Below are 20,358 nucleotides of genomic sequence, written 5' to 3' on the forward strand. Positions count from 1 at the left end.
GCACTACGGTTCTACGAGGACAAAGGGCTGATCGCCGCCGAGCGCAGCCCTGGCAATCAGCGCCTCTACCGGCGCCATATGCTGCGCCGCATCTCTCTCGTCCTCGCCGCCAAGCGGCTCGGCGTCTCGCTCGCCGACGTCGCCGCAATCCTCGCCACGCTGCCGGCCGGCAAACCGCCAAGCCAGCACGACTGGCACCGCGTGTCGCGTATGTGGAAAGGCGAGTTGGAAGCCCGGCGGCGCTACATCGGGAACCTCGAGCGCCAGCTCACCGGCTGCATCGGGTGCGGCTGCCTCTCCATGCGGTCATGTGGGATGCGCAATCCCGGGGATCGGCTTCGCCATCAGGGCCAGGGACCGGTACGCCTCGACGAGAAGTGTGAGCAGGACAGCACCGGCTTGACCTGAAGTCGGGTTGAATGTCTAGCGTCCTTGTTGTGGATCAACGAATCGGCGTCGCGGAGCCGCAGTCCGCCCACCATCTGCTGGTAGCGCCGAGTTCCAGCATCCACCTGCGGTGGTCCAAGCAGGCTGACCTGACCCGCGACGCTCGTCGCGGCTTCTGTGCTCGAGGTTTTCCTCGGGCCGACGACGGTCCGCTCGTCTGTCACGCCAGGGGTTTCGTCACTACACCGTCGTTACCGGAAGGAATCTGATGAGGCTGTCATCTCTGCTGCGCCCGCGGACCACCGCGAGCGCCCACTGCGACCTGCCCTGCGGGGTCTACGACCCGGCCCAGGCCCGCATCGAGGCCGAGTCGATCCTCGCGATCAGCAAGAAGTACCAGGACAACACCGACCCGGAGTTCCGCACCCGTTCGCTGATCGTCAAGGAGCAGCGCGCCGAACTGGTCAAGCACCACCTCTGGGTGCTGTGGACCGACTACTTCAAGGCGTCACACTTCGAGAAGTACCCGCAGTTGCACGGCCTGTTCAACGAGGCCACCAAGCTGGCCGGTGCCAGCGGCACGAAGGGCTCCGCCGACCCGGCCGTCGCCGAGCAACTCCTCGCCAAGATCGAGGAGATCGCGAACATCTTCTGGGAGACCAAGCAGAGCTGACACGTGGGTGACCGGGTGGCGCCCTGCCACCCGGTCCCGCGCAACCCGTTTAGGAGGGTGTATGCCGTCTCGCACCGATCTCGTCGAGAATATGATGAGCCGTTTCCCACAGGTACCGCACGAGGCGGTCATCAAGGAGGACCTGCTGCGCGGCGGGCTCGCCTTCGACGACTCGGCGCTGACGGACAACGAAAACGGCGACGTCAAACCAAAGTCCTACTTCATTTTCTCCTTCGACCACCGGACCCTGCCGGAGCTGGGCACGGCCGCGCTGCGCCGGCCGCCGGAGGAGATCGTGCTCACCGGCGGGCCGTACGGGCTGCGGCGGACGATCGTGTCGGTCCGCACCAATCCTGCCTCGCCGTACCGCGTCAAGACCGGCGACGACGGACGGATGCAACTGTTCCTGGACGGCAAGCCGATCGCCGACGTCGGGCTGCCGCCAATGCCGGCGTACTACCAGCAAACGCTGGCCAACGGGAAATCGGTGATGGAGGTAGCCCCGACGATCCAGTGGGGCTACCTCATCTACCTGACCGTCTTCCGGGTCTGCCAGTACTTTGGCGCCAAGGAGGAGTGCCAGTACTGCGACATCAACCACAACTGGCGGCAGCACAAGGCGGCCGGGCGCCCGTACACCGGGATCAAACCCGTCGACGAGATCCTCGAGGCCCTGGAGATCATCGACAAGTACGACACCGAGCGTGCGTCCCAGGCGTACACGCTTACCGGCGGTAGTATCACTTCAAAGGTCGACGGGCGCGCTGAGGCCGACTTCTACGGCCGGTACGCCCAGGCGATCGAGGAACGGTTCCCGGGGCGCTGGCTCGGCAAGGTGGTCGCGCAGGCCCTGCCCCGCACCGACGTGCAGCGGTTCAAAGACTATGGCATCCAGATCTACCACCCCAACTACGAGGTGTGGGACAAGCGCCTGTTCGAGCTCTACTGCCCCGGCAAGGAGCGCTACGTCGGCCGCGAGGAGTGGCACCGCCGCATCCTCGACTCGGCCGAGGTCTTCGGGCCGCGCAACGTGATCCCGAACTTCGTCGCCGGCGTCGAGATGGCCGCCCCGCACGGCTTCACGACCGTGGACGAGGCCATCGCGTCCACCGCCGAGGGCCTCCAGTACTTCATGTCGCGCGGCATCACCCCGCGCTTCACCACCTGGTGCCCCGAGCCGACCACGCCGCTCGGCCGCACCAACCCCGAGGGGGCGCCGCTGGAATACCACGTCCGGCTGCTGGAGGTCTACCGCGCGACCATGGAAGGCAACGGCCTCTCCAGCCCGCCCGGATACGGGCCGGCCGGACCTGGCCAGGCCGTATTCTCCGTCAGCTCCTTCATGGACAGCCTCCCGACTGGGCGTTCGTGATGACAGACTCCCCTATCGCCTCGATCGACCAGGAGCCGGCATTTCTGCAGCTACGCGAAGTTCGTTCGGCCACGCTCCCACACGACCAGTTCACCGCCTATCTGCTGTTGCGTGAAACCGCAGCACCTGGCGTGGTGCCACGCCGTCGTAGACATGTCGGACAGGGGACGCCGGCCCGGGCGTCGCCCGGACTGGTGCGGCTCGGCTGAAGCAGCTTGCTTCTACCGGGCGTTCGAGGGCGCGACGCGGCGTCTTCGAGGTGGAGAGCCAGAAACGTCACTCATATCCCATGGCCGGTATGACGTCGCCGAATGCTTCTTCGATGAACTCACGGGTTTCGTCGTCGAACTGGTCGTTGCGGTTCGCCAGCTTGTGAGACTGGAACGTTGACGGGGTGGCAAAGTCGTCGACGTCGAGTCGTTCGAACAGGGTGCGGCGCTGCCCGGGCCAGTCGGCTGCGAGGTCTTCGGCTTTCACCTCGATGTATCGCCTGCCCGTAAGGTCGACCGTGTTCTTCCAGGTGAGCCACCGGGTGTAGACCGGCTTGAGGTAGGCGAGCGCGCCGTCGACGGTGGGCGGCGCCCATGGCTGGGCCAGGTGGGATGCGAGCACTGAGACCGGGTGGCGCTTGATGTGAACGATGGTCGCTTCGGGGACGAGTTCCCAGAGGAAGTCCATGTACAGCAGGTTGAACGGTGTCTTCTCGCACCAGGTCGGCTTGCCCGCGTCGGCGGCTGCGCCGCCGAACGTCGTGTCGATCAGGCCACGGAGGATCCCGAGCAGTTCACGCCGATCGCCGAAATACCTCGGGAGTACCCGCCTGCGGCTCGACGGTTCGAACGGTCCGGCAGGCCGGTCGGCGTTCCCGAAGCCTCCCGCAGGCGCAGGTTCGTCGAATGTGTACGCGACCAGCTGCGGCCAGAGCTGTTGCACCGCGTCTCGGTAGCGCCGCTCGCCGACCAGCTCGGGAACGGTTTTGCCGCGATCGTCGCGCCGGCCGGGCACTCGTACGGTGAGGAAGTCACTCAGCCGGTACAGGGCGTCCTCACCAACGATGGGGTCGTATCGATCGGTGAGCGCGTCGGCCAGGTCCCGCAGGCCGCCCGGGTCGATGAGGAACCTGGTCTCCATGGGAATCCGGTGGATCAGCGGATGTTCGCCGATGATGTCGGCGATCCGTGACGTTCCCGAACGACCGGTACCCGCGACGAAGATCGGTGAGGGGGATGGCATGGTGGGCAGTCAAGCTCTCGGACCGGCGCCTGTGCAAGCCACTTATCCCGTTCGCCCGGTGCTGCGGGCCGGACGCGCACCCGTCGCGCTGGGCGCGTGCCGGGACGGCCGTCTCCAACCCCGCGCGAGGTCGTTAGAGCCGGGCCGAGCGGGTCGGCTCGGCGAGGGGCCGACCGACCCGGAACAACGCGAGCGGCTGGCCACCCACCCGTTCCGCGAGCCGGGCGGCGGTCACCGGGCAGTCGATGAGCTGGCTGAGCGGGTGGACCGCTAGGCCGTGCCTGGCGAGGGCCAGCCATGTGCGCAGGAGACGGCGTCCCGCAGCGATGTGATCGTCGCCGTTCGCCAGCATGACCAGGATGCTGCCGTCGTACCGCAGCAGGCTCCGGCCGCTGACGGCCAGCAGCGCCGCGAGGCCCAACCGGCGGGTGACGGGATACGCGCGCAGCGAGGCGGCCAGGAACCGTGCTTCGAACCGGGACAGGACGAGAGCCCGGTCGGTGAGTCCGTCGAGGTGGTAGCGCGGATGGCGTGGGTCGAGGCGCAGCCAGTCGCGTAGCTCGGCCGCGACGGCCGGGGTGCCGAACAGCCAGCGGTCGGCGACCACCAACTCGCGCGCGAGATCCTGGGCGGGAAGGTGGACGAGTCCGGGTTCCAGGTCGGCGAGAACGGCCGGGTCGACCGGCCCGTTCGCGTACCGGCCACGGGCGACCCGGCGGGACTCGATGTCCACGATCCTGAACGGGGTTGGGTACCTGTGCGGCGCGGCGACCAGGCGGGGGCCGGGCGCCGCGGTGACGTTGAGGCCGAGGTCGGCGGCGACGATGAGGCACGTCTCGACGAACGCGCCGATTCCGAGGCCGAGGTCGCGTCCGGTCGGGTCAGAGTCGGGCAAGGAGCGGGACTGATCGACGTTGATGACGATCTCGTCGGCGTGGTACTCGGGCAGCCATGGCTGTGTGTTGTGTGCGCTCGGCGCCCTGCGGCAGGTCGCCTCGTGCGCCCGTAACTGCTCGACCCACGTCATGCCGACCGCTTCTCGTAGAATGTGTACCCGTGCAGCGGTCGCCCGCCAGCCCGCCGGTACTGGGCGGCCGAGGCGGCGTTCTCCCGCTCGACGAAGGTGCTGCGCAGTGTCCGGTACCCGCCGGCAGCAAGGTTGCGGTGCAACTCCCGAGACAGCAGCGTCAGGTACCCCTTGCCTTGTTCCTCGGGCACGGTGCCCTTGATGATGAGCACTGCGTCGCGCCGGTACCGGGCGCGGGTCGCCAGCAGGCGCAGCTGATTGAGTACGCCGAGCCGGCCACCGACCTTCATGAGGAACTCGGAGATGTCCGGTACGGTCACCACGAACGCGATTGGCCGGCCGGCCTTCTCCAACCAGAGCAGCAACGCCTCGTCGAGCAGGTAAGCGAGGCCGTCGGTCTGCTCGGCCAGTTGCTCGGTGGAGATCTCGGTGTAGTAGCCGAGCTGCGCGAAGCTGGCGTTGAGCAGCTGCCGCAGGATCGGCAGCTGCTCGCGGAAGTGCCGCCGCGAGCCGTGCCGGATGATGAGCTGCTCCGCGGGGATTCGGGTGTCGTCAAAGGTGAACCCGTAGTCACGGTCGGTGCCGGCTGGGGCGCGGGCGGGGGTCGAGTCGGCCCCGGAGTCCCGGCCAAGGTCGACCAGCCAGGTGTCGGCCTCGAAGCGGCGTTGGAAGCCGTGCCGCTCATACATCACCGGGTAGTAGGCGGGGTTCCAGGCTGAGTCCACGAAGCCACGCTCGACGAAGCCGGAGGTGATCACCCCGCCGGTCTGGTTGGGCAGCAACGCGACCGGTCCGAACAGCGGCCGGCCGTCGGCCCTGGCCTCGACCGTGTCCATGATGGCGGCGAAGACGGCGTCGTCGTCGACGAACTCGGTGTGCCCGAACAGTTGCCGCGGACCGACCTTCGCGTCGAAGGCGCTGCTGCGGTGCACGCTGGTCCGCCCGACCACGGCGCCGCGTCCGTCGCGGATCAGGAACAGTTCGGCGGTACGGCGGTGTGCGGCGATCACCGACGACAGCAGGGGCACGTACCGGTTGGTCGGGTGCAGCCGAAGTGGGAAGTCGACAAACGCTCGCAGGTCGGCCCGCGACTTCACGGCGGATACTCTCATGCGCGGTGCACCGGCGGGCCGGCCGTCTCGGTGGACAGCGGGGTGAACGTCTGGATGTGCGCCATGCCGTCAGCCTCGGCACGCCAGACGCCGTTGGTGTAGCCCTCGGGCTCGGCGTTGTACAGCCGGATGTAGCCGCCGGTGGCGTTCCGCGCGCCGTGGTCGGTCACCCAGCACATGAGGTCGCGGTGGTGGCGGCTGCGGGCGAACTTCAGCAGCGCGTCGCGGTCGCTGAAGAACGCGATGGTGCCGAGCGTGAACGGGAACTGGTAGTACACGGTATGCCACCGGTATCCGTCCATCCGTTGCATCTGCTTGACCATCTTGAACCAGGTGCGGGTGAGGGTGAGGATCGAGCGGGGCCCCCGGTATCGGGTGGCGCCGACGAACATGGCGGTCGCTTGACCAACCGGCGGCGCGGCGGAAAAGTCGGAGGTCCTCACGTCGTCGCGCCCTTCACCAGGTACACATTCTTGATTTTGGATGTTGCGCCGGCGAACGGGCCGGTGCCGTAGTCATGAACTCTCACCCGCAGGTCGGCTGCGGACGGGTCCTCGACGAGGGATTCGGCGAAGTCCCGGCTGACCTCGGCGAGGTAGCGCAGCACCCCACCGCGGCAGGTTTCGGCGAGGGCCAGCCGCTCGTCGGGACCGAGCGCGAGATCCTCGCGCAGCTGCAGGTTGACGACCGGCCGGCTCTCCAGGTCCGCGTGCTCCTCCAGCTCCAGGCAGAAGCTGTGCAGCAGGTGAGCGAGGGGATTGTCGGCGTAGAGGCCGTACTCGACGTCCTGCGGGTAGATGTTGGCACCCATGTAGGAGATCGTGCTGTCCTTGCGGCCGAACAGGAACAGCAGCGGCAGTTGCATCCGGTCGGTCCGTCCGGCGCGTTCGGCGTCCGACCGCGCGGCCGGGTCCCCGATCGCGGCCAGCACATCCGGGTACGCGATCAGCCGGCCCTCGTCGCCGATGTTGTAGCGGACCTTCGGGTTGAGCACCGCCGTCGAGTTGATCGTGCAGAGCACCTCGTGGTCGGCGTTGGTCTCCAGGTACGTCTCAAGCGGGTTGTACTGGAAGATCATTGGCAGCCGGTGCTCGTCGGGGCCGAGCAGGGCGGTCCGCAGGGCGACGTCGGTGCGTAGCCGGCGGCGGACCCAGACGGTGAAGTCGGTCTCCCCGGCGATACCGATGGTGAGGTCGCTGGCGCCGTAGCCGGAGCGTACCTTGAGGAAGCGCTCCTCCAGATAGTCACGCAGCGCCTCGGTCATCCCCTCCCCGCCGACCAGACCGCTGATCCGGTACTCGCCCCACGGGAAGCCCTCGGCGTCGAGCTTGTCGCGCAGATGCTTGAGGAACGGCGGATACGCGGTGACGATGTACTCGAACCCGGGCCCGAAGTACCGCAGCGTGTCCGCGATCTTCTGCAGATCCGGGCCCGTGTTCTTCACCATCGCGATCTTGGACATGGCGATGCCGGTGTTGGTGCCCGTGGCCCAGGCACCCATGGAGTACGCGTTGATGACGAACCGCCGTTTCGACGGGAACACCATGGTCGCGTAGCCGGCCAGGTTCTTGTGGACCGAGCGCAGTTCGCGGCGGCTGCGAATCCAGTTGAACGGCTGGCCGGACGATCCCGAGGACTCGTCGACGACGCTGCCGGCGATCTCGATCTCGCCGTGCCAGCAGCGCTGGGCCTCCGGGTACGCCTTCACGTACGACTGCTTGTCTGTCGGCGGGTACGACGACAGGTCGAACCAGCGGAACCGCCATTGGTTGCGGCGCAAGAAGTCGCCGTACGCGGGCACGTCGATCGCGGCGAACTGACAGGTCATCCACGCGTGCAGCCGAGCAAATCGACCCATGTACGGACGGTAGTTCCGCGCCATGAGTCGCCACACCGCCGGATGAATCTGGTGCAGTGTATAGAGCCACGTCAGTGAGAAGCTCGTGAGCCGCAGCGTCCCCTGGCGCAGGAAGGTCATCACCACGCGTCCACGATAGGAGTCTTCGCAAGTCCCTCACCTGGTCACGGATACTCAACCGCCCTGGGTACCCCGACTCAACGACCTCCCGCCTTCGGCCTCGGCATGCTCCGGGCCGTGGACGTGGTCGACCCGGCGGCGTGGGTCTACGTCGCCCGGTGAGTCCGTCAGGACCGCGCCCGGCACGGCGCCGCTGATCACCACGTCAAGAAGGAGTCGTTATCGCCCACCCGGCAGAGCGTGGCGGAACAGCGGGTTCAGCGCATCGGTTGGGTCCTGCAGCGCTGCCCTGGGTCGTTGGGAGTGGGATGATCAGCGCAGTGGTCGCCGGGCCCGCGAGCAGTGTCGCCTCAGCGGGTGGCGGTCACGGGCGGGTCGCGGCCACCACGGTGTCCAGGGCGTCGACCGTCTTGTCTCGCATCCGGACCGGGCGCCGCGCCGTCTCGGACCGGTGGATCCGCATGCCGGGGAGTTCAGCGACCACCATCTCCGGAGTCTGCAATACTGCGGCATCCTGCGGGCCGCCGGTGCCCGCGGTGAGGTTGGCCAGATCGTGGCCGACGAGGACGAACGACCCGCCGGGGCGCACGGCGCTGGCCGCGTGCCGCAGAACGGTGGCCAGGTCGGGTCGGGGCAGGTGCAGGTAGGCGATGAGGACCAGGTCGTAGGCGTCGGCTTCGGGCCGGTAGGCGGTGACGTCGGCGATCTGCCAGTCGATGTCGACGCCCCGTTCGCGGGCAAGGTCCTGGCCGCGTCGCACGGCCACGGCGGAGAAGTCGACGGCGGTGGCCCGCCATCCGCGTTCGGCCAGCCAGACCGCGTTGCGACCTTCGCCCGCGGCCAGGTCGAGCGCCCGGCCCGGTGGCAGGTCGGCGGTCTCCTCGACGACGAACCGGTTCGGCTCGGCAGTCCAGACAAGCTCGGGGCGTCGGCGTAGCGGGCATCCCAGTCGGCGCTGTCCACGTTCGGCCTTCCTTCGGTTTGGCGGTGTCTTCCACCTCCCAGCATCAGCCGGCAGGCGAGGTGTGAGCGGGTCTTTCCCAGGCTCAGCCGCGGACGGAGGTGTGTGAGTGCGAGCAGGTGGCCCGGTGCACGGCGATTCCCGCGGCTGTCGCGGTCATGACCAGGGGCCCGCACGTGACATGCGGGACCCAACGAACCCCTCGCACTGACTCTTCGAACCAACCGAACGCCCCACGCAGCACGTCCTCGGGCACCCGGGGCCATTATGGGCATCTGGTTACGCCCCGCCACGCGCGACAGTTGTCAGCCTCGCTGGCGGTGGAGGCGTGGCGCGGATGACGCCTACGCGGCGCGCCGCGCACCCGTCACGGCGGAGGTGCCAAGGTCGCTCTTCGGCAGCGACCGCCCGGCGGCGACAGCGCCGGACCAGGTCGCGGTGTCGGCGACGGCGGCGAAGTTCGAGTTGAGCAGTGCCAGCAGAGTCGTGTGGACCGTCTTCGCGTCGGCGAAGCCGGCCTCGTTTGCGATGTTGATCGCGCCGGTGGCGTCGGAGAGGACTTCGGCGGCCAGGCCGTGGGTCTCGGCCTCCGCGGCGGAGGCCAGCACGCAGTTGTTGGTCATGTAGCCGACGAGGGTGACGGTGTCGATCTCGTGCTCGCGCAGCCAGGCGAGGAGGTCGGTGCCGGCGAACACGGTGCCGTACTGCTTGACGACGGACTTCCACTCGTCCGTGCGGCGGCTCTCGACCTCCGGGTGCAGCTGGAAGCCGGGCTGGGTGGGGTTGAACACGGGCGCGTCCTCGCCCATCGCGTGCTGCACCGCGACGACGGGAATGCCCGCGGCGGTGGCCGCGTCGATCGCGTGCGTGATCTGCGGCAGCGACTCGGCGTGGGGCGGGTACTGGATCTCCAGCGGGCCGTCGCCGAAGTAGTCCCGCTGCACGTCGATGAGGATGAGTGCGCGGCGAGGGGTGGTCATGGCCTGTGCTCCTTGGTCTCGTTGCCGCCGTCTTCGTGGGCGACGCACATCGAGTCTGCGGGCTGTGAACCGCGTCGGCCATTGGCACGCGTGCAGCGTTACGATGGATTCGTGCCAACGTCCGAGGATGCTCTGCGGATCGCCGTCTACGCCTTCGACGGCGTCACGATGTTCCACCTCTCTGTGCCGCAACTCGTCTTCGACGAGGTCGCTCGGCAAGGCCTGGGCAACTGGGAGACGATGCTCTTCTCGGACCGCGCGGGGTCGATTCGTACCGCCGAGGGCTACACACTCGGCGAGGTGCGCGGGCCCGCGGCGGCTGAGGAGGCCGATGTCGTCGTCGTCCCTTCCTGGTTCGAGGACGGTCGCACTGCCGGGCCGGCGCTTCAGCGAGCGTTGACGAGGGCCCACGGCCGCGGCGCGACGGTCGCCGGGCTGTGCCTCGGGGCCTTCGCCGTCGCCGACGCAGGCCTGCTGTCCCGACGCGCGGCCGTGACGCACTGGCAGGCCGTCGACCTGCTCGCCGCCCGGCACCCCGATGTCGACACGGATGCCTCCGTGCTGTACATCGATCACGGTGACGTGTTGACCTCGGCCGGGACGGCGTCGGCGATCGATGCATGTCTGCACCTCGTCCGCAGCAGGCTCGGCGCGGCGGCGGCCAACCGGGTGGCTCGCAGTCTCGTGGTGGCCCCGCACCGCGAGGGCGGGCAGGCGCAGTACATCGAACGGCCCCTACCCCCGCACTCCTCCGACGACCCGATCACCGAAGCGATGGAGTGGGCTCTGCGGCACCTGGCAGAACCCCTCACGGTCGAGCGGCTGGCTGGCGTCGCGCACATGAGCCGGCGCACCTTCATCCGAGCGTTCCAGGCATCTACCGGCGTCACCCCGGCCGCCTGGGTCAAGCGTCAGCGCCTCGACGAGGCCCGTCGGCTGCTGGAGTCGACGGAGCTGTCGGTCGACCAGGTCGCTGCCGCATGCGGTATCGGCAGCAGTGTCACGCTGCGGCAGAGCTTCGCCGCGGCCTTCGACACCTCGCCGTCGGAGTACCGCCGACGGTTCGACACCCGTACCGCAGACCGTCGGACGAGCAGTCACCGAGCAGTCCCACCTCCACAAGGGATAGGCAAAGCAAGAGCCTGACCTGCGTTTCCGCAGGTCAGGCTCTTTTGATCTTGCACGCCCGAAGGGAGCCGAGCCCCTGACCCTCCGATCCCCAGCCGGATGGGGTGGACGTGCCTGAATCAATGACCGCGGGCGATCCACTCGTCCAAGTGCGGAGCTTCGGCGGCAATCGTGGTGCCGTCACCGTGACCGGTGTGGACCCGGGTGTCGCCGGGCATGGTGAGCAGCCTTTCCCGGATCGAGGAAATGATCGTCGGGAAGTCCGAGAACGAGCGGCCGGTGGCGCCGGGGCCGCCGGAGAACAGGGTGTCGCCGGTGAACAGGACCCCCGCTTCGGGCAGGTGCAGGCAGACCGACCCGGGCGAGTGCCCCGGGGTGTGGATCACCCGCAGTTCCGTGCCCGCCACGGCGATCCGCTGCTCGTCGGTAGCCGGCCAGAACTTCTCGTCCGGGTGGCTCTGCCGCCACAGCTCCTCGTCGCCGGGGTGCAACAGGACCGGCGCGTAGCACTCCTTGGCGAGCCGCGGCGCGGCGGTGACGTGGTCGTTGTGCCCGTGTGTGCACACGACGGCGACGACGGCACGCGAGCCCACGGCCTCGATGATCGGCTCGGCATCGTGAGCGGCATCGACGATGACGACCTCGTCGTCGTCGCCGACGAGCCAGACGTTGTTGTCCACCTCCCACGTGCCGCCGTCGAGCTGGAACACCCCGGAGGTGACCACGCGGTCGATCCGCAGCGCGCCACTCATAGCACCACGACCGAGCGCAGCACCTCGCCGGCGTGCATGGTGTGGAACGCCTTCTCGACGTCGTCGATCGCGATACGTTCGGTGACGAACCTGTCCAGCGGCAGCCTGCCCTGCAGGTACAGGTCGATCAGCATGGGGAAGTCCCGCTCAGGCAGACAGTCGCCGTACCAGGAGGACCTCAGCGCGCCGCCGCGGGAGAAGATGTCGAGCAGCGGCATCTCCAGGCGCATGTCCGGGGTGGGCACGCCGACGAGCACGACGGTGCCCGCGAGGTCGCGGGCGTAGAACGCCTGCTTCCAGGTCTCCGGCCGCCCGACCGCGTCGATCACGACGTCGGCACCGAACCCGCCGGTCAGCTCCGCGATCGCGGCGACGGCGTCGGTGGCTGAGGCGTCGACGGTGTGGGTGGCTCCGAGGTCCCGGGCCCACTCGAGCTTGCGTGCGTCACGGTCCACGGCGATGATCGTCGAGGCGCCGGCCAGACGAGCGCCGGCGACGGCGGCGTCGCCCACTCCCCCACAGCCGATGACGGCCACGGAATCCCCGCGCCCCACCGCACCGGTGTTGATCGCCGCGCCGACGCCGGCCATGACCCCGCAGCCGAGCAGGCCCGCGACGGCCGGGTCGACGGACGGGTCGACTTTCGTGCACTGGCCGGCGTGCACGAGCGTCTTGTCCGCGAATGCGCCGATACCCAAGGCGGGGGTGAGCTGCGTGCCGTCGGTCAGGGTCATCTTCTGGGTCGCGTTGAACGTGCTGAAGCAGTACTGCGGGCGGCCCCGCTTGCAGGCCCGACACTGACCGCAGACCGCTCGCCAGTTCAGGATGACGAAGTCGCCGGGTCGCACCGACTCGACGCCTTCGCCGACGCTCTCGACGGTGCCCGCGGCCTCGTGGCCAAGCAGGAACGGGAACTCGTCGTTGATCCCGCCGTCGCGGTAGGTCAGATCCGTGTGACATACCCCGCAGGCGGCCACCGCGACCACGACCTCACCGGGACCGGGGTCGGGGATGACTATGTCCGTCAGCTCGACCGGCGCACCCTTGGAACGGGCAATGACACCGCGCACCTGCTGTGGCATGGAGATGCTTCCTCTTTCGATCGGCGGTAGATGCGACAGCGACACTAGCTGCGCTTTCCCGGTACGCGACCTGGCCGGCGGACGAGAGAAACCTGGTCTTTCGGCTAGGGTGTTCGAATGGGAACGGAACTTGCCGGGCTGCGTGAGGTGATCGAGGGGCCACTGCACGAGATCGCCGGACGGTTCTCCCGGTTCCTGGCAGACCGCTGGCCGCATACCGCACTGATCATCTTCACCCGCGAGTGCACCGGCCGCCCCCGCAAGGTGGCCGGGGCGATCGAGACGATCAACAGGGTCACTCTCGCGGAACTGGAGGACCTCAAGGCGCGCATCGAACCCGGTCGTCCGCTCTGCACCACGGCGACGATAGCCGGGGAGGCCCGCGCGGTGTGGGTGGTGCGGGATCGGGTGGATACGCTGCTCGTCCTCGTCGCTCGCAGCGCGGCCAGGCGCTTTCCTCAGTCCGAGGTCCTGGCGGAAGTCTTCGGTATCGTCGCGACGTCGATCCGGCAGCAGGTTGCCCAGGCCAGTCCGGACTACCTCGCTGAATCGCGCGCGGCGTCGACCGAGCGGGCACGCACGATCGCGGAGATGGCCGCGGCCCACGAGACCGCGCTCGTCACCATTCTCACGACGCTGCGTTCCACCGGCCTCGACGATCGCCGCGCCCGTCTCGCCGCCACCGACTCGGCGTCCGCCGCGCTCGTGGCGTTGCGCACCGCTCAGGAGTCCGACCTGGCCTCGTCCGAGGAACCAGCGCCGGCCGTGTTCGCCAAGCTGCGCAAGGAGATCCGCCAGGTGCTGCGCCACCACGACGCGCAGCTGGATTTCGTGCCACCGCCCAAGGACGTACGCCCGGTGCCCGGCGAGATCGCCCGCGCGGCGCACGCCATGACCCGTACGGTCGTGCTGGCCTTCACCGCCCAGCCGGGGCTCGCACGGCTGCGTATCGCCTGGGGCTGCGACGGCACGTCGCTGCGGGTCGATGTGCGCGACCAGGGCGCCGGCCGCCTTGACACCCACGCCTTGCGCCGCGAGCTCGACGGCCGTGCCCGTGCGCTCGGCGCCACCGTCGAGTTCGACGCCGTACCCGACTGGGGCAGCCGCGCCACCATCAGCCTTCCGCTCGCTCCAGCTCCCGATCGTTCCGGCGGAAGCAGGCTGAGCAGCCTGAACCGGCGGGAACTCGAGGTACTTCGCCTTGTCACCCAAGGAAAGCGCAACAAGGCCATCGGCATCGAGCTCGGCATCAGCGAAAGCACTGTGAAGTTCCACGTCGCCGGTCTGCTGAAAAAGTTGGAAGTCAGCTCCCGCGGCGAGGCGACGGCGCTGGCGCTCGACGCGGGCATCTAGTGCTCCAGCCGGGGACCGTGATCATGGCTTGATGAGGTCTTGTCGGGTGTAGTGGCTGGTCTTGGCTCGGGCTCGGTGGCGGCGTCGGCGGATGGACCAGAGCGGCAAGGGCCAGGTCGGCCTGGACCACAACCAGGTGCGCGGTTGGACCGGCTGACACCGGTTCATCACCCTGGCCATGCTCGCCCTGGCCGTCCTGACCATCCTCGCCGCCCAACAGCCCGACACCGACCGACCAGACCATGCCGCACATCCGCCGCGACCTGCCGGGGCCCTGCCCAGTTGAGCGCCGTCCCGAGGAGCTTCGTGCACCCCCTACTCGACTGGAGGCTGGGCGACTCGGCGTTTGGCGTTCCGCCACATGAGGCGGCCGAGGACCATGAGCCAGAGGGATTCCAGCGGTAGGACCATCACGAAGAGAAACAGGTCGGTGCCACCGGCCGGCGCCAACCCGACCCCGGCGAAGGCCAGCAGGCCATTGGTGAGCACCAGCGCGCCGGCGATCGCCCCGGCAACCGCGAACCAACGGGGATAGCGGGCATCGAGGGCGACCGCCAGCCCGGCCAAGAGCATGGTCAACCCGTAGAACACGACTATTTCGCTGTGGAAGGTGCCGTTGAGAAACCAGATTCCGGTTTCGGCCATGCGTTGCAGCGCCTCTTGTTCCGGGCCGGTAGCGGTTGCCCACTCGTCGGCCAGGACCTTGAGCGCGTAGCCGTCCACCCCGTAGTCGAAGACGACGAAGAGACTCCCAACAATCGCGCTGGGTATCAGGAACCGGCCGACCGCGCGGGCGGCGCCCCGCATCAGGGTGTTCGCGAGTGCGACGAAAGCACCGAGCCAGATAAGCCCAGCCACGATCGTGCCCAGATGGATGAGCAGCCAGGTCTGGTGGTCGGCGATGAACCGCAGGGCCACGGCCTCGCCTACGAGACTCTCCTCGCGCGTGGGGAGATCACCGTGCGGGGCGAACGACGCGCCGAGCACAAGTGGCCCAGCGATCGCGCACACCGCGCCGATTCGGAGCAGAATCCGTTGCTCGGAGTCCACCGGCTCCGCCGTCGAGCGCGTCATACCTGTCTCCTATCGGTGGGTGCGTCGGTCTTTGTCGCCTGGGGCATGCGCGGTGGCGTGCCGGCCGTCGCGCAGCCGCCGTACGAGCACCGCCAGCCCGCCCGCGATGAGGCCCCACAGCATGTTGGTGACGAACAGCGGGATGACCGCGAACGGCATGGCGAGCGGGCCCTGAAGCTCTCCGGTGAGAATCGGCGAGAGCACTGCGCTGAGCAGGATCGCCGCGGCCGCGTAGGTGAGCCCGGCGGCCACGAGGGTCAGCAGCGGCTCGCGTACCCGGCTCAGGCCCACGATCAGGACCCAGGCCGAGGTGATGGCGATGGTGAGGATGAGCGGTGTTGCCGGCTTCCCCAACACATCGCTCAGGCCGACGATGGAGAAGAGCGGCCGGACGAGCGCCAGCGCGGCAAGGCCGAACACCAACGGCCAGTTGAGGCGTCGAACAACTGAGGCAGGTTCCATGTCTTCACGCTAGGGTCGCCTGCTCGGCCGGCCTGTCGGTCAAGTCTCGTCACTTTTCGGCGGGCGCTACACCGTGGGGCGACATGGGACGTCGCCCCTCGACGTACACGTCGCCCGGCGAACGGATGCGATCATGTCGTCCATGACCCATGGCGCGGGCGACAATGAGGTAGCCCCGTGGGTCCTCGCGGCTCTGGTCGCCGCCGGCCAGGCCATCACGGTCGCGCTCATCATCGCGATCGGCTCGCACGACGGTGGGCGACACGACGTCGGGGCGTACGTGTTCGCGGCCGGCTTCGGTGCGCTGCTGCTGCTCCGCAGCCGGCTGCCGGTCGCCGTGCTGATCACCGCGGTCCTGCTCGTGTTCGCCTACTACGCCGCCGGATACCCGCCGATCGGCATGGCGCTGCCGCTGGTCGGGGCCTTCTACGGCGCCGCCGAGCGCGGGCGCGCAGCCGTGGCCTCCGTTGTCGGAGCGGTCCTGCTTGCGGTCTCGTTGTACTTCCGCACCACCGACGGCGAGTCCAGCGCCGTCCTGGCCTACGACCTGATCACGAACGTGGCCCTCATCGGCTGCGCGATCGCCCTCGCCCTCGCGGTCCGCAGCACGCGCGCCCTGCGCAACCAGCAACGCCGAGTGGTCGCCCTGGAACGTCACCATCAGCAGGAACGGGCCGCCCGCCACCTTGAGGCCGAACGCCTGCGCATCGCACGGGACGTCCATGATTCCGTCGGCCACGCGCTGTCCCTGGTCTCCGTCCAGGCACGCGTCGCGCAGCAGTCGCTCGGCACCAACGACGCGGCCGTCGGGCGGGCCCTCGACAACGTCGTCGACGCCGCCCGGTCATCCCTGGCGGATTTGCGCCGCACCCTGGCGATCCTCCAGTCCGATCGCGAGGACGCGGGCCGGGCCCTGCTCACCCTGACCGGCATCGAACGCACGGCGCAGGCGGCCCGCGACGCCGGACTCGACGTGACCGTCTCGATCGACGTCGACGAGGCCGCCATTCCCGCGCCGGCGGCAAGCACCGCCTTCCGGATCGTGCAGGAGTCGGTTACCAACGTGCTCCGTCACGCGAGTGCCAACCGGGCCACGATCACCATCTGGAGCAGCAAAGACGAGCTGCGCGTACGCGTCGCCGACGACGGTCACGGCGCGCGGACGGAACCCGTCTTCCGGTCCACCCGGGGCGACGGGGGGCGGGGAATCGACGGTATGCGGGAGCGGGCGGCACTGCTCGGCGGCACCCTGACAGCCGGATCCACCCCCACGGGATTCAGTGTCGAGGCGGTACTGCCGATCGGAGGAGCACGGTGATCAGGGTGGTCATTGCCGAAGACGAGGTACTGCTGCGCGGCGGCCTGAAGGCCCTGGCCGAACATGACGGTGACATCCAGATCGTCGCCGAGGTGGATCAGGGCGGGGCCGCCGTCGCCCGGGTACGCGAGCTGCGACCCGATGTGGTCCTCATGGACATCCGGATGCCCGGCCTCGACGGCATCGCAGCGACCCAGATCATCACCGAGTCCCCCGCTCTCGCTGATGTCGCCGTGCTGGTCCTGACCACCTTCGCTGAGGAGCAGACCGTGCTGGAGGCGCTGCGGGCGGGCGCGGCCGGCTACGTACTCAAGGACATCGCCCCGGAGGAGTTGCGCGAGGCGATCCGGGCGGTCGCTGCGGGCCGGCCGATCCTGTCCCCCGATGTCACCACGACCGTCATGCGGGCCGCCGTCAGGTCCCGTTCCGGACCCGACCCGGACCTCATCGACCGGCTCGCACCACGGGAACTCGAGGTCCTCGCCGAGATCGGCCTCGGACTGAACAACGCCGAGATCGCCGAGCGGCTCTTCATCAGCCCGGCGACCGCTCGGACCTATGTGAGTCGGCTGCTCCACAAGCTGGACGCCCGTGACCGTGCCCAGCTGGTCGTGATCGCGCACCGCGCCGGCCTCGTCGACACCCCTCGGTGAGGCCGGACCGGCGGTGGTATCCGATGGTCCGGTCCAGATCCCGGGCCCAGTGCGCGATCGCGGCGAACGTGACTGCGCCGGCCAGCACCGCGCAGACCGCCACCCCAGGGGGTAACCTGGGCGCGGGACCCGTCCGAAGGCGATCGGGTCGACCCCGTCAGGTTTCGCTGCCAGGTCCGGTCTGACTTCAGGGCCCGGCATCGGTCGGGCTCGACATCGACTGAGGAGACAGACATGGCGGTAGGAGTGTTTGCGGGCATCCCGGTGCGCGACTATGACAGCGCCCTGGAGTGGTACAAGCGGCTGCTCGGTGCTGAACCGGCCTTCTATCCCAACGAGATCGAGGCGGTCTGGCAGTTGGCCGAGGATCGGTACGTGTACATCATCCAGGATCCCGACCGGGCCGGCGGAGCTGTCAGCATGATCTGGGTCGACGACCCGGTCGCCGAGGTTGCGAGGATCTCCGGACAGGGCCTGGAGCCGGTCGACGTTGAGAAGCACGACTCGGTCTGGAAGTACGTCTTCCACGACAGCGACGGCAACGAGACCGGAATCGGCGGAGAGGTCTCGACGACCGGATGATCACTGGCCCCGCGCTGCAGGCGTGGTGACCTCGGACCACTCCCAGCAAACCTTGTCGAGTTCCGCTCGGCGGGCCAACGTGCCCGCCGTCTTGTCGATGAAGATCTGCTCACAGTGGGTGGCGTCCTGGAGACGCCACCCACCCGGGCGGCGGCAGTGGCAGCTCGACGGCGTCAGCCGCACCGATCCGTCACCGACCGCCGGGTGCCCGCCCCAGAGCTCGCGCCGCGTTGTCGGTGGCCACCTGCCGGGCGTAGTCAGCGCCCCGGTGTGCCACCGTGGCGGACGGAGCGTCGGTGCCCATCGGGAACGGCCAGTCGCTGCCGAGCACCAGCCGGTCCGCGCCGAAGACCGACACCGCCAGGTCGACCACCTCCGGGTCGTGGGCCAGATTGTCGACGTAGAGGGCGCGCACCGCCTCGGCCGGGGTGGGCGACAGCACCGGTACGCCCGGTCTGCTGGTGGTGTGACCGCGCTCCCAGCGCCCGACCACCGCCGGCACGCAACCGCCACAGTGCACCAGCACGAACCGGATCCCCGGGTGCCCGCCGAGCACCCCGCCGAAGACGAGCTGGGCCACTGCCACAGTCGTCTCGACCGGGTTGCCCAGCAGGTTGGCCAGGTAGTAGGGCTCCAGGCGGGGGTCCGCGGAGTGCGCGGGGTGCAGTTGCACGGTGCGCCGGTCCGCATCGAGACGCTGCCACAGGGGGTGCAGCGGCGGACCGTCGAGCGGTCCGGTGTCTCCACCGGCGGCGCCCACCACGCCGGCCCAGCGGTCGTCGGCGGCGATCCGGTCGTACTCGGCGAGGGCCACTTCGGGATGTTCGAACGGCAGGTACGCCAGCGGGGTGAGCCGGGGCCGGTCGGCGACCACGGCGAGCAGGCCGTCGTTGACCGCACGGACCCACGCCGCCGCCTCCGGTCCGGACATCCGCTGACGATAGAAGGGCGGCGGGACGCTGACGATCGCCTCGTCCAGCCTTGCCTGGTCCAGGTGGTTCTCGAGCCGGTCCGGGTGGTACAGGTCGGGCGGGCCGACCCGTTTGCCGCCGAGAACGGCGGCGCCGTCACCGTCGACCGCGACCCCTGGCAGATTGGCCGGGCGCAGGTCGGGGGCGAGGTGGGCGTGCATGTCGATGCCAGGCAACGGGGCTTCCTAACGGTTGGCCCGACCGGCGGTCACGACGGGACGCGCCGACGGTACGGGATGGTGGCTGGCGTGGCCGCTCACCCGGCGGCGGACAGTCCGTCGGGGCGGGGGTGCCCCGACGGTTGTTGGGCGGCGCCACTACCGGCTGACGCGGTGGCGCCGGCGGTCAGCTCCCGGGACGCGCGCGTCCCGGTGCCCGGGCGGCAGGCACTGCCGCGGCGTCGGTGTTCATCTTGCCGATCACCCGGTCTGCCGCGTGCTGGATGTGGACCTGCACGGCGGCCACCGCCGCCGCCACGTCCCCCGCCACGCACGCGTCGAGGATGGCCCGGTGCTCGCGGACCCGCTCCTCGTTCTGCCCCGTCGGGGTGACCGTCGCGAACCGGTACCGCTCGCTGTTCTCCCAGACCGGTTCCAGGCCGCGCAGCAGCCAGCGCGATCCGGCCGCCCGGTAGATGGTGAAGTGGAACTCGGTGTGTGCCCTGCGGGCAGCCGTGGTGTCGCCGCGCGCGGACGCGGCGATGTGCTCGTCGAGTGCCGCCTCGGCCCGCCGGGCGTCCTGGGCGGTGAACCGGCTCGCCGCCCGCTCGATCAGTGCCGTCTCCATGGCGATCCGGGTCTCATGGGTGTCGACCGCGTCCTCGACGGTCAGCGGCATGACCCAGGCGCCCTTGTGCTGGACCACCTCGACCAGGCCGAGCGCGGCCAACCGCCGGATCGACTCGCGGACCGGGCTCATGCTCATACCGAGCAGGTCGGCCATCTCGTTGAGCCGCAACGGGGTGCCGGCCGGCAGCCGACCGGTGAGGATCGCCTCGTGCAGGACCGCGGTCGCCGAGTCGGCAAGGGTGCGGTGCTGTCCGTCGGCTCCACCGGCACCGGTCCGGCCGTCGTCGTCGTTGGCGTCGCTCAGGACGGATCGACGATGCGTTGTTACCACGGTTTGCCTCCGGATAGAGCCGCTGGTGGATGCCGTGCTCGTCCCGTTCTCGCAGGACATGATCCATGTTCATGGGTGCTCGGGTGATCCCACAAACGCATCAGGGCCCTGGAAATGGTACCAATTTCGTCGCTGTGGAAT

General features: G+C 69.1%; 21 protein-coding genes. 8 read left to right on the forward strand and 13 right to left on the reverse strand.

Annotation, left to right across the window (positions count from 1 at the left end):
• Positions 1 to 27 precede the first annotated feature (27 nt).
• The 3 genes from soxR (at position 28) to ACGF5G_RS18480 (ending at position 2,432) form a co-directional block, all read left to right on the forward strand.
• Positions 28 to 408 carry a redox-sensitive transcriptional activator SoxR gene (gene soxR, locus ACGF5G_RS18470; RefSeq protein ID WP_393264444.1) on the forward strand — a complete coding sequence of 127 codons (381 nt, stop codon included), beginning with the start codon at positions 28 to 30 and terminating at the stop codon, positions 406 to 408.
• A 247-nt stretch (positions 409 to 655) separates the two neighbouring features.
• Positions 656 to 1,060, forward strand: a complete 405-nt coding sequence (sodN, locus tag ACGF5G_RS18475) for a superoxide dismutase, Ni (RefSeq protein ID WP_393264105.1) — start codon at positions 656 to 658, stop codon at positions 1,058 to 1,060.
• Between the two features lie 94 nt (positions 1,061 to 1,154).
• The gene (locus ACGF5G_RS18480; protein ID WP_393264107.1) at positions 1,155 to 2,432 is read left to right on the forward strand and encodes a radical SAM protein; all 1,278 of its coding nucleotides are present in this window, start codon (positions 1,155 to 1,157) and stop codon (positions 2,430 to 2,432) included.
• A gap of 276 nt (positions 2,433 to 2,708) precedes the next feature.
• Here the strand turns inward: ACGF5G_RS18480 and ACGF5G_RS18485 are convergent, their stop codons facing one another.
• The 7 genes from ACGF5G_RS18485 to ACGF5G_RS18515 all read right to left on the reverse strand — a co-directional run bounded on the left by ACGF5G_RS18485 (position 2,709) and on the right by ACGF5G_RS18515 (position 9,723).
• On the reverse strand, positions 2,709 to 3,665 hold the full coding sequence (locus ACGF5G_RS18485) for a sulfotransferase family protein (RefSeq protein ID WP_393264110.1): 957 nt from the start codon (positions 3,663 to 3,665) through the stop codon (positions 2,709 to 2,711).
• 133 nt (positions 3,666 to 3,798) lie between these two features.
• Positions 3,799 to 4,692, reverse strand: a complete 894-nt coding sequence (locus ACGF5G_RS18490; protein WP_393264111.1) for a hypothetical protein — start codon at positions 4,690 to 4,692, stop codon at positions 3,799 to 3,801.
• Positions 4,689 to 5,804: a hypothetical protein gene (locus tag ACGF5G_RS18495; protein WP_393264114.1), complete on the reverse strand. Its 1,116-nt coding sequence runs from the start codon at positions 5,802 to 5,804 to the stop codon at positions 4,689 to 4,691. Before ACGF5G_RS18495 ends, ACGF5G_RS18490 begins: the two co-directional genes overlap by 4 nt.
• Positions 5,801 to 6,247, reverse strand: coding sequence for a DUF4188 domain-containing protein (locus ACGF5G_RS18500; protein ID WP_393264117.1), 447 nt, complete (start codon positions 6,245 to 6,247; stop codon positions 5,801 to 5,803). The genes ACGF5G_RS18495 and ACGF5G_RS18500 overlap by 4 nt, the downstream gene beginning before the upstream one ends.
• Positions 6,244 to 7,782, reverse strand: coding sequence for a phenylacetate--CoA ligase family protein (locus tag ACGF5G_RS18505; protein WP_393264446.1), 1,539 nt, complete (start codon positions 7,780 to 7,782; stop codon positions 6,244 to 6,246). The genes ACGF5G_RS18500 and ACGF5G_RS18505 overlap by 4 nt, the downstream gene beginning before the upstream one ends.
• Positions 7,783 to 8,146: 364 nt before the next feature.
• Positions 8,147 to 8,800, reverse strand: a complete 654-nt coding sequence (locus tag ACGF5G_RS18510) for a methyltransferase domain-containing protein (protein WP_393264449.1) — start codon at positions 8,798 to 8,800, stop codon at positions 8,147 to 8,149.
• A 287-nt stretch (positions 8,801 to 9,087) separates the two neighbouring features.
• Entirely contained in the window at positions 9,088 to 9,723 is a 636-nt protein-coding gene (locus ACGF5G_RS18515) for an isochorismatase family protein (protein ID WP_393264120.1), read from the reverse strand.
• Between the two features lie 90 nt (positions 9,724 to 9,813).
• On the opposite strand from ACGF5G_RS18515, the gene ACGF5G_RS18520 reads away from it, so the two are divergent.
• Positions 9,814 to 10,869 carry a GlxA family transcriptional regulator gene (locus ACGF5G_RS18520; protein ID WP_393264451.1) on the forward strand — a complete coding sequence of 352 codons (1,056 nt, stop codon included), beginning with the start codon at positions 9,814 to 9,816 and terminating at the stop codon, positions 10,867 to 10,869.
• Between the two features lie 101 nt (positions 10,870 to 10,970).
• On the opposite strand, the gene ACGF5G_RS18525 is transcribed toward ACGF5G_RS18520, so the two are convergent.
• Complete coding sequence (locus tag ACGF5G_RS18525) at positions 10,971 to 11,603, reverse strand: MBL fold metallo-hydrolase (protein ID WP_393264122.1); 633 nt, start codon at positions 11,601 to 11,603, stop codon at positions 10,971 to 10,973.
• A complete protein-coding gene (locus tag ACGF5G_RS18530; protein ID WP_393264453.1) occupies positions 11,600 to 12,685 on the reverse strand; it encodes an S-(hydroxymethyl)mycothiol dehydrogenase in 1,086 nt (361 codons plus the stop codon). The genes ACGF5G_RS18525 and ACGF5G_RS18530 overlap by 4 nt, the downstream gene beginning before the upstream one ends.
• Positions 12,686 to 12,802: 117 nt before the next feature.
• On the opposite strand from ACGF5G_RS18530, the gene ACGF5G_RS18535 reads away from it, so the two are divergent.
• Entirely contained in the window at positions 12,803 to 14,038 is a 1,236-nt protein-coding gene (locus ACGF5G_RS18535; RefSeq protein ID WP_393264124.1) for a LuxR C-terminal-related transcriptional regulator, read from the forward strand.
• A 315-nt stretch (positions 14,039 to 14,353) separates the two neighbouring features.
• Here ACGF5G_RS18535 and ACGF5G_RS18540 read toward each other — a convergent pair whose 3' ends face one another.
• Both ACGF5G_RS18540 and ACGF5G_RS18545 read right to left on the reverse strand, forming a co-directional pair.
• Positions 14,354 to 15,112: a hypothetical protein gene (locus ACGF5G_RS18540; protein WP_393264127.1), complete on the reverse strand. Its 759-nt coding sequence runs from the start codon at positions 15,110 to 15,112 to the stop codon at positions 14,354 to 14,356.
• 9 nt (positions 15,113 to 15,121) lie between these two features.
• On the reverse strand, positions 15,122 to 15,574 hold the full coding sequence (locus tag ACGF5G_RS18545) for a hypothetical protein (RefSeq protein WP_393264130.1): 453 nt from the start codon (positions 15,572 to 15,574) through the stop codon (positions 15,122 to 15,124).
• Positions 15,575 to 15,716: 142 nt separating this feature from the next.
• Between ACGF5G_RS18545 and ACGF5G_RS18550 the strand changes: the two genes are divergently transcribed.
• The 3 genes from ACGF5G_RS18550 to ACGF5G_RS18560 all read left to right on the forward strand — a co-directional run bounded on the left by ACGF5G_RS18550 (position 15,717) and on the right by ACGF5G_RS18560 (position 18,127).
• Complete coding sequence (locus ACGF5G_RS18550; protein ID WP_393264133.1) at positions 15,717 to 16,892, forward strand: sensor histidine kinase; 1,176 nt, start codon at positions 15,717 to 15,719, stop codon at positions 16,890 to 16,892.
• A 5-nt stretch (positions 16,893 to 16,897) separates the two neighbouring features.
• On the forward strand, positions 16,898 to 17,545 hold the full coding sequence (locus tag ACGF5G_RS18555) for a response regulator (protein ID WP_393264136.1): 648 nt from the start codon (positions 16,898 to 16,900) through the stop codon (positions 17,543 to 17,545).
• A 234-nt stretch (positions 17,546 to 17,779) separates the two neighbouring features.
• Positions 17,780 to 18,127: a VOC family protein gene (locus ACGF5G_RS18560; protein ID WP_393264138.1), complete on the forward strand. Its 348-nt coding sequence runs from the start codon at positions 17,780 to 17,782 to the stop codon at positions 18,125 to 18,127.
• Between the two features lie 190 nt (positions 18,128 to 18,317).
• Here the strand turns inward: ACGF5G_RS18560 and ACGF5G_RS18565 are convergent, their stop codons facing one another.
• A complete protein-coding gene (locus ACGF5G_RS18565) occupies positions 18,318 to 19,274 on the reverse strand; it encodes an amidohydrolase family protein (protein WP_393264141.1) in 957 nt (318 codons plus the stop codon).
• Positions 19,275 to 19,443: 169 nt separating this feature from the next.
• Entirely contained in the window at positions 19,444 to 20,217 is a 774-nt protein-coding gene (locus ACGF5G_RS18570; protein ID WP_393264143.1) for a GntR family transcriptional regulator, read from the reverse strand.
• Positions 20,218 to 20,358 lie beyond the last annotated feature (141 nt).

Origin of the sequence: Micromonospora sp. NPDC047730, assembly GCF_043204765.1 — a bacterium.
GTDB lineage: Bacteria > Actinomycetota > Actinomycetes > Mycobacteriales > Micromonosporaceae > Micromonospora.

What these genes read in the sequence shown, in the direction of transcription:
- ACGF5G_RS18525 (WP_393264122.1), bottom strand. Translation starts at nt 11,603, where the DNA reads ATGAGTGGCGCGCTGCGGATCGACCGCGTGGTCACCTCCGGGGTGTTC.
- ACGF5G_RS18495 (WP_393264114.1), bottom strand. Translation starts at nt 5,804, where the DNA reads ATGAGAGTATCCGCCGTGAAGTCGCGGGCCGACCTGCGAGCGTTTGTC.
- ACGF5G_RS18485 (WP_393264110.1), bottom strand. Translation starts at nt 3,665, where the DNA reads ATGCCATCCCCCTCACCGATCTTCGTCGCGGGTACCGGTCGTTCGGGA.
- ACGF5G_RS18480 (WP_393264107.1), top strand. Translation starts at nt 1,155, where the DNA reads ATGAGCCGTTTCCCACAGGTACCGCACGAGGCGGTCATCAAGGAGGAC.
- ACGF5G_RS18550 (WP_393264133.1), top strand. Translation starts at nt 15,717, where the DNA reads ATGACCCATGGCGCGGGCGACAATGAGGTAGCCCCGTGGGTCCTCGCG.
- ACGF5G_RS18490 (WP_393264111.1), bottom strand. Translation starts at nt 4,692, where the DNA reads ATGACGTGGGTCGAGCAGTTACGGGCGCACGAGGCGACCTGCCGCAGG.
- sodN (WP_393264105.1), top strand. Translation starts at nt 656, where the DNA reads ATGAGGCTGTCATCTCTGCTGCGCCCGCGGACCACCGCGAGCGCCCAC.
- ACGF5G_RS18535 (WP_393264124.1), top strand. Translation starts at nt 12,803, where the DNA reads ATGGGAACGGAACTTGCCGGGCTGCGTGAGGTGATCGAGGGGCCACTG.
- ACGF5G_RS18560 (WP_393264138.1), top strand. Translation starts at nt 17,780, where the DNA reads ATGGCGGTAGGAGTGTTTGCGGGCATCCCGGTGCGCGACTATGACAGC.
- ACGF5G_RS18505 (WP_393264446.1), bottom strand. Translation starts at nt 7,782, where the DNA reads ATGACCTTCCTGCGCCAGGGGACGCTGCGGCTCACGAGCTTCTCACTG.
- ACGF5G_RS18515 (WP_393264120.1), bottom strand. Translation starts at nt 9,723, where the DNA reads ATGACCACCCCTCGCCGCGCACTCATCCTCATCGACGTGCAGCGGGAC.
- ACGF5G_RS18540 (WP_393264127.1), bottom strand. Translation starts at nt 15,112, where the DNA reads ATGACGCGCTCGACGGCGGAGCCGGTGGACTCCGAGCAACGGATTCTG.
- ACGF5G_RS18545 (WP_393264130.1), bottom strand. Translation starts at nt 15,574, where the DNA reads ATGGAACCTGCCTCAGTTGTTCGACGCCTCAACTGGCCGTTGGTGTTC.
- ACGF5G_RS18530 (WP_393264453.1), bottom strand. Translation starts at nt 12,685, where the DNA reads ATGCCACAGCAGGTGCGCGGTGTCATTGCCCGTTCCAAGGGTGCGCCG.